We start from the raw sequence: 8,225 nt of genomic DNA, 5'->3' as shown, positions 1-8,225 counted from the left end.
GGAGGTACATCTCAACCCTGACCTGGCGACCAGCGAACCCAAGGCAAAAGCGTGCAATGGCCGGGAATTTAGAATGGCGGCTTAACGGCCGCTAACGCGACAACTAGCTTGACAGCCACCGAAAGTCAGACCTGACCCTGCTGGTGCTGCTGGTGAGACGCTATCATGGCGGCTTTTCAAGCCTGACCAGGAGACAACCTTGCAAGCCAACACCCTGACGCTGCATGCCCTCATGCTCGCCAGCCTGGCGACGGTATCCGTCGCTCATGCCGCCTCCGCGCCGCAGATCACCGCCGGCCGCACCATCTTCCAGAACAACTGCGCCAGCTGCCACACGGTCGATGCCAAGTTGTCGCCGCTGGCCGGTCCCGGCATGTTCGGCGTCGTCGGTCGCAAGGCCGCCGGCGTGCCCGGCTTCGGTTATTCGGGCGCGCTGGCCAAGGCTGGCGCCGCAGGCCTGGTCTGGACCCGCGAAGAGCTCGATGTGTTCCTGCTCGACCCGGCCAAGCGCGTGCCCGGCACCACGATGCCGGTCGGCGTGCCGGACCAGAAGATGCGCACGGCGTTGATCGACTACCTGGCCAGCCTGCAAGGCCCTGCAAGCACCGCCGCCGCGCCGGCCGCAGCCGCCAAGCCGGCTGACCGCGCCGGCTCCTGGGACGACACCCAGCCCGGCAAGGTCTTCCACATCAAGCCGACCGACCTGGCCACGCCCTTCGCCACCGACAGCGCCGGCAACAGCCCGCGCGTGCAGGCGCGTCCGAACGGCACGATCCCCAGCGTGATGCCCGGCTTCGAGGTAAGCGTGTTCGCGCAGGATGCGGACAAGCCGCGCGTGGCACTGCGCGCGCCGAACGGCGACGTATTCCTGGCCGCGACCGGCGCCGGTGAAGTGAAAGTGCTGCGCTCGAAGAACGGCGACAAAGCCGATACCGCCGAGGTGTTCGCCACCGGACTGTCGCGTCCTTACGGCATGGCGTTCTGGCCTTCCGGCGCCAACCCGCAATACCTGTACGTGGCGGGCGTCAATTCGGTGGTGCGCATCCCTTACCGCAACGGCGACCTGAAGGCGCGCGGGCAAGCCGAAGTCGTGATCCCCGAGCTGTCCGAGACCAGCGGCGGCCACACCACCCGCACCCTGGTGTTCTCGAAGGACGACAAGACGATGCTGCTGTCGATCGGCTCGGCCACCAACGTCGCCGCCGACATCGGGCCCAAACCGCCGCTGCCGATCGCCGAGTGGGAAAAACGCCATGGCTTCGGCGCCGCCTGGGGCGTCGAGACCGACCGCGCCACCGTGATGGCCTTCGACCCGGACGGCAAGAACCGCCGCACCTATGCGACCGGCCTGCGCAACTGCGTCGGCCTGCTGGTGTATCCGGCCACCGGCGACGTGATGTGCAATGTGAACGAGCGCGACGCGCTGGGCGACAACCTGCCGCCGGACTACCTGACCCGCGTGAAGCAGGGCGGCTTCTATGGCTGGCCGTGGTACTACATCGGCGACAACGAGGATCCGCGCCTGAAGGGCATTCGTCCCGACCTGAAGGGCAAGACGATCACGCCCGACGTGCTGCTGCAGGCCCACTCGGCGCCGCTGGGCATGGTGGTCTACCATGCGCCGAAGGGCGCCAAGCACGCTTTCCCGAAGGAGTACGAGGGTGAGGTTTTCGTCGCATTGCACGGTTCCTGGAACCGCGGCGTGCGCACCGGCTACAAGGTGGCGCGCGTGTTCATGAAGGATGGCGTGCCGACCGGGCAGTACCAGGACTTCATGAGCGGCATGGTGATCAGCGACCGCGACGTCTGGGGCCGCCCGGCCGCGGTCGAAGTGGCGGCCGACGGCGCCTTGCTGGTGGTGGACGATGCCGGCGGCATAGTGTGGCGCATCGTGCCCAAGAACGCCGCGAAACGCTAGCTCGACGCCGGGGCTTGCGCTAAGATGGATCGACGCGGCGGCCGCCGCATCGATCCCGGAGTAGACGCATGCGCCCCATCGTTTGCCTGACCGTGCTGGTTGCCATCGCCCTCGGCGCCTGCGCTACCGAGAAGCCGAAACCTCCCGCGCCGCCGCTGGTGCTCGGCGACTATGTGAGGGGCACGCCGCGCAGCGAAGCCTGCGACAGCCTGATTGCCCAGGCCATGGAGCGTGAGCTCCATGGCGCCTTCAAGCTGGCCGGCATGCTCAACACGAACACCTATCCGAAACCTGGGGAGTCGAAGGTGAGGGCCACGCCGGACATGCCGCTGGTGCCCCTCGGTAGCCATCCGACCGGCTTGCTGACGCCCCAGCTGGACGGTACCTTCCGCTCGCTGTTCGTCAACTGCGAGACGCGCCAGGCCTATGTATCAAAGCGTGGCGGCGTCATCGACATCACTTACTGGTACGGCCCGTTCGGCCTGTGAACCTTCAGGCTGCCAGCGGCGCGGCCTTGCGGCCGGCGGCCGCGTCCAGGCTCCAGGCGCCGGCGCCGAAGGCCACCACCTGCAGCAGGCCACCGGCCATCGCGACGTTCTTCAGCAGATGGATCAGCTGGTTCTGGTCGCCGATCGCGTTATGGAACACGAAGGCCGTCACCAGGGAGAACGCCGCCAGGCCGGCCGCGACGAGGCGGGTCTTGTAGCCGAGAGCCAGCAGGGCGCCGCCGCCGACCTCGATGGCGATCGCGCCAATCAGGGCGAGCGAGGCGAAAGGCAGGCCGACCGACTGGATGTAGCCCAGGGTCGCCTCCGGCGCCAGCGCCTTGCCGACGCCGCTGAAGACGAAGATCGTGGCCATCAGGATGCGGCCGATGGCCGGGACGATGGATTGGCTGGTCTGGGTGGCGTTGGCGTACATGGTCGTTCCTTTCGAATGGTTGTTGTGGTTGACGCCATTTCGTGTACGGCGTCCATGGAGATCATCATAGTCCCACTCGATCGATCCAAGAAGCCTATATAATTCGATATCAACTATCGATGGAGTAGATGGATGCTCGACGGGATGTCCATGGACCAGCTGCGCACCTTTATCGCCGCAGCCGATGAGGGCAGCTTTTCCGCCGCCGGTCGCAAGCTGCGGCGCGCGCAGTCGGTCGTGAGCCACACGCTGGCCAATCTCGAGTCGCAGGTGGGCTTCGCGCTGTTCGACCGCTCGGGCCGTTATCCTCAGCTGACCGAGGCCGGACGCGCCCTGCTGGCCGAAGCGCGCCGCGCGGCCGACAGCATGGATGCGTTCAAGGCGCGGGCGCGCACCCTGGCCGAAGGCCTGGAGCCGGAGCTGTCGGTGGCGGTCGACGTGATGTATCCGATCGCGAAGCTCACCGAGGCGGTGCAGGCCTTCCATCGCGAATTTCCATCGACGCCGCTGCGCCTGTACGTCGAGGCGCTCGGCGCCGTGGTGCAGCCGCTGCTCGACGGGCAGTGCCGTATCGCGGTGATCGGTTCGTTCCCGGAAGTGCCGGCCGCCTGCGCCTCGGAATACCTGCTCGGCGTGCAGGCGGCAACCGTGGTCGCGCCCGGCCATCCTCTGGCGCGCACCGAAGGCACGGTGATGCGCGCGGAAGCAGGGCACTACGTGCAGCTGGTGCTGACCGACCGCTCGAGCCTCACCCGGGGCCGCGACTTCGGCGTGCTGTCGCCACGCGTGTGGCGCCTGGCCGATCTCGGCGCCAAGCACGCCTTCCTGCGCGCCGGCCTGGGTTGGGGGAATATGCCGCTGCATATGGTCGAACAAGACCTGGAGAGCGGCGCGCTGGTGCGCATCGAACTCGAGACGCATCCGGTGCTCGGATCGGGCTTTTCGATGCACGCGATCTTCATGCGGGACCAGCCGCCGGGGCCGGCGGGGCGCTGGTTCATCGAACGTCTCAAGTGCGATGGCTGACGGTGAACGCGCAAGCCCTAGCGCGTCGACGGCGGCGCGCCGCGCGCGGAAGCACAGATCGGGTTCGCCGACGTGGGATCGAAGTCCGGGCCGTCCGGGCCGTCCGTGCCGTGCCCGGGCGGAAGCGCATGCCGGGTGGCGAGCGTCGCGCCACTGATGACGGCAACCGCGATGGCGAGGCCACTGACGCCGATGAGGAACCGTGCGACCGGCGACTCCTTGCGGCGTGGCATGGCCTTACACCCGGTAGATGGTTTCGCGCCCGCCGGGCATCCGGTCGACCGCGTAGCGGCCCGCGCCGAATGCCGCCACCTGCAGCAGGCCGCCGGAGATCGCAATGTTCTTGACCAGCTGGATGGCCTGCGTAATGCCGCTGAACGGATCATGGAAGATGACGCCTGCGACCAGGCAGTACACCGCCAGGACAATCGCCACCATGCGCGTCCTGATGCCCAGGAGGAGCATGGCCCCGCCGCCCAGCCCGAGCAAGACGGCAATGGCCAGGCCGAGATGGGCAAAGGGGAGGCCCACGGAGCGGATTGCCTGGATGGTATGGCCCGGGTCCATTACCTTTTCGATGCCGCTGAAGAGGAAGATGATGGCCATCATGATGCGACCGAGCGCCGGGATGGCTGAGGGACTGTCGTGGAGCAAATGGTGTGACATGGATGGTCCTTTCGACTGGCGTAATTGGCTGCGGAAAGTGCGCTTTCGCGTACAGCCAGACTTACTCGGATGATGTTGATTCAGATGCAGTGGCGCGCTGGCGGGAACTTTGCGTTCATGCGGCGCTGGAAACAGGAATACGGCCCGCTGGAAGAGGCAGGATGCCGGCGTCACTCCAGCTTATCGATCAGTTGAAATGCGATAGGTAAAGGCTGTAGCGCATGTTGGGCATGCCGCCGATTGGCGCGCGGGTGTGCAATTCATCGTCCAAATCACGCGACTTTTTTTGCGATTCACGGTTGCGCGCTCACAAAGAATGCGCGTACTTTACGTGATTGAATTTGTCAAATCGAGAAGATGTGATATTGTCGCGGGCATCGGGCAAAATCGATCGAATAATAGGACGCTGAACCAAACAGTATGCACGGAAGCGAAGCGAAAAGAACAAGCCGGCTTGTCTGACCAATTGCTCAGGCAAGGCGGCTTTTTCTTTTCGCACCCGCAAGGGTAGCGATGTGAAACGCTGGAACGGTGACCTGTCGACGTTGGCTGAAGCGCTGCAACTGTGAGGAGTTGCAGCAGTTCAGCCGGTGCCGGATTCATTGGCCTAAATCGACGCTTGCTTTGGTCCGATGAATAATTCGCCGGGTTTGATCCGGCGGGTTTTAAACCTTGAGCGTATTTCTCATCGCAGATGAAGGAGAACAAGAATGGCAACCGCTAAGAAACCAGCAGCAAAGGCAGCAGCAAAGAGCGCGCCTTCGTCCACGACGAAGTCGAACGCAAAGGCTGCAGCAGAGAAACCAGTCGCAAAGAAAGCCGCGACCAAGACCACCACCACCAAGGCAGCCGCGAAGCCGGCAGCGAAAACCGCTGCTAAGCCTGTTGCAAAGAAAGCTACTGCAACCAAGACCGCCGCAACCAAGACCACTGCTACCAAAGCAACGGCCAAAACCGCGACCAAATCGGCAGCCAAGCCGGCAGCAAAGTCTGCAGTGAAGAAAGCAGCCGCTAAACCGGCAGCCAAGTCGGCAACCAAGCCGGCAGCAAAGAAAGCCGCCGCTAAACCGGCAGCAAAGCCGGCAGCGAAGAAAGCCGCCGCTAAACCGGCAGCAAAACCGGCCGCAAAGAAAGCCGCTGCTAAACCGGCAGCCAAGCCGGCAGCAAAGAAAGCCGCCGCTAAACCGGCAGCCAAGAAAGCTGCAGCTAAACCAGCAGCCAAGCCGGCAGCGAAAAAGGCCGCCGCTAAACCAGCCGCCAAGTCGACCGCTAAAACCGCGACCAAAGCCGCAGCTAAACCTGCAGCCAAAAAAGCGACTGCAAGCAAGGCAGCCGCTAAACCGGTAGCGAAGAAAGCGACCGCCACCAAGGCAGCCGCCAAACCGGCAGCGAAGAAAGCGACCGCGACCAAAACCGCCGCCAAACCGGCAGCCAAGAAAGCGACCGCGACCAAAACCGCCGCAAAACCGGCAGCGAAGAAAGCAACCGCGACCAAAACCGCCGCCAAACCGGCAGCGAAAAAAGCGACCGCGACCAAAACCGCCGCTAAACCGGCAGCGAAAAAAGCGACCGCCACCAAAACCGCCGCAAAACCAGCCGTAAAGAAAGCGTCGCCCGCAGCAAAAAAAGCCTCGCCGGCCGCTAATAAAGCTGCGCCGGCTGCAACCAAGGCTGCTCCAGCCGCTAAAAAAGCTGCTCCAGTGAAAGCTGCAGCAACCAAGACCGTTGCCGCAAAGCCAGAAGTCAAGCCAGCAGTCGTGGCCAAGGCCGACGCCAAGCCGGAAGCGAAAGTCGACACCAAGGCCGATACCAAGCCGGAAGTGAAGACCGACGCCAAGGTCGAAGCCAAGCCGGAAGCGAAAAAGCCGGCGGCCAAGAAACCGGCCGCCAAGCCGGCAGCGACGACCACCGCCGCGCAACCGGCAGCCGCACCTGCGGCCGCTCCGGCAGCGCCAAGCGCCGCTCCTGCTGCAAAGACCGTGCTGGCGCCGACCGCATGGCCGTTCCCGACCAGCAGCCGTCCTTAATACCGGACGTCGCCCGGCCTGCCGCGCGCCATGTGCGCATGGCAAGTCGGGTCTGCTTCAGGCACAATGCCGCTGTGTGATTGTTCGCACAGCGGTTTTTTTTTGAGGAGAGTCCGTGCTGTCCATTCTTCAGTTTATCGTCGATATCATCGCAGGCTTGCTGGGCGGGGTGCTGCTGCTGCGCTTCTGGACGAACGCCATCCGCGTGCGCCTCCCCGACCAGATCCGCCAGTTCGTGCATACCATCACCGACTGGCTGGTGATGCCGCTGCGGCGCGTGGTGCCGGGCACCCGGGGCTACGACTGGGCGAGCCTGATCGGCGCCTTCCTGGTGGTGCTGGTGGCCAGCACGCTCCTGCTGCTGCAGGGCGGCAGCGGCGAGATGGTGCTGCTGTATGCGCTGCACCGCTTCCTGAACTGGATCCTGTACGGCTTCATGGCGCTCCTGATCATCGAGGCGATCTTCAGCTGGGTGAACCCGAACGCGCCGCTGGCGCCGTTCGTGCACGCCCTGAACCAGCCGGTGCTGCGCCCGATCCGGCGCGTGGTCCCGCCGATCGGCGGCATCGACCTGTCGGTGCTGGTGGCGCTGGTGCTGATCCAGATCCTGCTGTTCGTGCTGAGGCAGGTGTTCGGCTTCTGACGGTCGCCCCCCTCCAAATGAAAATGGCCTTGCATTTGCAAGGCCATTTTTTTATCCGGTGACGCCGGGCGTCATCAGCGGAACTTGAAGCCGAACGCCGCCTCGAACTTGTGGTCGAATTCCTGCGGCGTGAAGCTGTGATTCTGGCCGCCTTGCGAGGCGATCTTGATCGCGCCCAGCAGGCTGGCGATGCGGCCGCTGGTCGGCCAGTCGAGGCCATTGGTGATGCCGAACAGCAGGCCGGCGCGGTAGGCGTCGCCGCAGCCGGTCGGGTCGACCACGTTCGCCGCCTGCACGGCCGGGATGCGATGGTGCTCGCCGCCGGCGTAAATATCCGAACCTTCGGCGCCGCGCGTGATGACCAGCGCGTCCAGGCGCGCCGCGATGTCGGCCTGGGAGAGACCGGTGCGGTCCATCACCATCTCGAATTCATAGTCATTGCACGCCAGGTAGCTGGCCTGGCCGATGAAGGTGATCAGCTCGTCGCCCGAGAACATCGGCAGCTGCTGGCCCGGATCGAACATGAACGGCACCTTGAGCTCGGCGCAGTCGCGCGCGTGCTTGATCATGCCGTCGCGGCCGTCCGGCGAGATGATCGCGACCGCCAGCGGGCCCTGGTCGCCGACGTTGTTCTCGTGCGAGAACTGCATCGCGCCCGGGTGGAAGGCGTTGATCTGGTTGTTGTCCTCGTCGGCGGTTACGAAGCACTGCGCGGTATACGCGTCGGCGATGGTGCGGATGCCGCGGGTCTGGAGTCCTTGCTCTTCCATGCGCTTGAGGTAGTCGCCGCCGTCCATGCCCATGGTGCCCATGATCAGCGGCTCGCCGCCCAGCAGCTTGAGGTTGTAGGCGATGTTGGCCGAGCAGCCGCCGTACTCGGTGCGCAGGGTCGGCACCAGGAACGACACGTTCACGCGGTGCAGCTGGTCGGCCAGCAGGGTGTCGCCGAAGCGGCCGTGGTATTGCATGATCTTGTCGAATGCGAGCGAGCCGCAGATCAGGGCGGTTTTGGTCATGGGTGAGC

Annotated in this window: 10 protein-coding genes; 5 read left to right on the top strand and 5 right to left on the bottom strand. The window is 64.7% G+C overall.

Features of this window, described 5'->3' with window-relative positions:
- The first annotated feature begins 199 nt into the window (after positions 1 to 199).
- Both J3U95_RS24995 and J3U95_RS24990 read left to right on the top strand, forming a co-directional pair.
- Positions 200 to 1,918 (top strand): PQQ-dependent sugar dehydrogenase, encoded by a 1,719-nt coding sequence (locus tag J3U95_RS24995; RefSeq protein ID WP_208281334.1) that lies wholly within the window; start codon positions 200 to 202, stop codon positions 1,916 to 1,918.
- Between the two features lie 68 nt (positions 1,919 to 1,986).
- Positions 1,987 to 2,406, top strand: coding sequence for a hypothetical protein (locus J3U95_RS24990; RefSeq protein ID WP_208281333.1), 420 nt, complete (start codon positions 1,987 to 1,989; stop codon positions 2,404 to 2,406).
- A gap of 4 nt (positions 2,407 to 2,410) precedes the next feature.
- Here the strand turns inward: J3U95_RS24990 and J3U95_RS24985 are convergent, their stop codons facing one another.
- Positions 2,411 to 2,839: a DoxX family protein gene (locus J3U95_RS24985; protein ID WP_208281332.1), complete on the bottom strand. Its 429-nt coding sequence runs from the start codon at positions 2,837 to 2,839 to the stop codon at positions 2,411 to 2,413.
- A gap of 132 nt (positions 2,840 to 2,971) precedes the next feature.
- Between J3U95_RS24985 and J3U95_RS24980 the strand changes: the two genes are divergently transcribed.
- Complete coding sequence (locus J3U95_RS24980) at positions 2,972 to 3,865, top strand: LysR family transcriptional regulator (RefSeq protein ID WP_208281331.1); 894 nt, start codon at positions 2,972 to 2,974, stop codon at positions 3,863 to 3,865.
- Positions 3,866 to 3,882: 17 nt separating this feature from the next.
- On the opposite strand, the gene J3U95_RS24975 is transcribed toward J3U95_RS24980, so the two are convergent.
- From J3U95_RS24975 to J3U95_RS28835, 3 genes are all read right to left on the bottom strand, one after another.
- On the bottom strand, positions 3,883 to 4,098 hold the full coding sequence (locus tag J3U95_RS24975; RefSeq protein ID WP_208281330.1) for a hypothetical protein: 216 nt from the start codon (positions 4,096 to 4,098) through the stop codon (positions 3,883 to 3,885).
- Positions 4,099 to 4,102: 4 nt separating this feature from the next.
- Positions 4,103 to 4,531, bottom strand: a complete 429-nt coding sequence (locus tag J3U95_RS24970) for a DoxX family protein (RefSeq protein ID WP_208281329.1) — start codon at positions 4,529 to 4,531, stop codon at positions 4,103 to 4,105.
- Between the two features lie 685 nt (positions 4,532 to 5,216).
- The gene (locus J3U95_RS28835) at positions 5,217 to 6,200 is read right to left on the bottom strand and encodes a hypothetical protein (protein WP_208281328.1); all 984 of its coding nucleotides are present in this window, start codon (positions 6,198 to 6,200) and stop codon (positions 5,217 to 5,219) included.
- A gap of 31 nt (positions 6,201 to 6,231) precedes the next feature.
- Between J3U95_RS28835 and J3U95_RS24960 the strand changes: the two genes are divergently transcribed.
- Positions 6,232 to 6,558, top strand: coding sequence for a hypothetical protein (locus J3U95_RS24960; protein WP_208281327.1), 327 nt, complete (start codon positions 6,232 to 6,234; stop codon positions 6,556 to 6,558).
- Positions 6,559 to 6,673: 115 nt separating this feature from the next.
- Positions 6,674 to 7,201, top strand: a complete 528-nt coding sequence (locus J3U95_RS24955) for a YggT family protein (protein WP_208281326.1) — start codon at positions 6,674 to 6,676, stop codon at positions 7,199 to 7,201.
- A 74-nt stretch (positions 7,202 to 7,275) separates the two neighbouring features.
- Here the strand turns inward: J3U95_RS24955 and J3U95_RS24950 are convergent, their stop codons facing one another.
- Positions 7,276 to 8,217, bottom strand: coding sequence for a carbohydrate kinase family protein (locus tag J3U95_RS24950; protein ID WP_208281325.1), 942 nt, complete (start codon positions 8,215 to 8,217; stop codon positions 7,276 to 7,278).
- Positions 8,218 to 8,225 lie beyond the last annotated feature (8 nt).

Source organism: Massilia oculi (assembly GCF_017582745.1).
In the GTDB taxonomy this organism is placed as follows: Bacteria; Pseudomonadota; Gammaproteobacteria; order Burkholderiales; family Burkholderiaceae_D; genus Telluria; species Telluria oculi_A.
The sequence above is the reverse complement of the archived record's forward strand: the minus strand, read 5'-3'. Positions and strand labels throughout refer to the sequence as shown.

Coding starts and splice junctions, on each gene's coding strand:
- J3U95_RS24970 (WP_208281329.1), bottom strand. CDS start 4,531: ATGTCACACCATTTGCTCCACGACAGTCCCTCAGCCATCCCGGCGCTC.
- J3U95_RS24990 (WP_208281333.1), top strand. CDS start 1,987: ATGCGCCCCATCGTTTGCCTGACCGTGCTGGTTGCCATCGCCCTCGGC.
- J3U95_RS24950 (WP_208281325.1), bottom strand. CDS start 8,217: ATGACCAAAACCGCCCTGATCTGCGGCTCGCTCGCATTCGACAAGATC.
- J3U95_RS24985 (WP_208281332.1), bottom strand. CDS start 2,839: ATGTACGCCAACGCCACCCAGACCAGCCAATCCATCGTCCCGGCCATC.
- J3U95_RS24980 (WP_208281331.1), top strand. CDS start 2,972: ATGCTCGACGGGATGTCCATGGACCAGCTGCGCACCTTTATCGCCGCA.
- J3U95_RS24975 (WP_208281330.1), bottom strand. CDS start 4,098: ATGCCACGCCGCAAGGAGTCGCCGGTCGCACGGTTCCTCATCGGCGTC.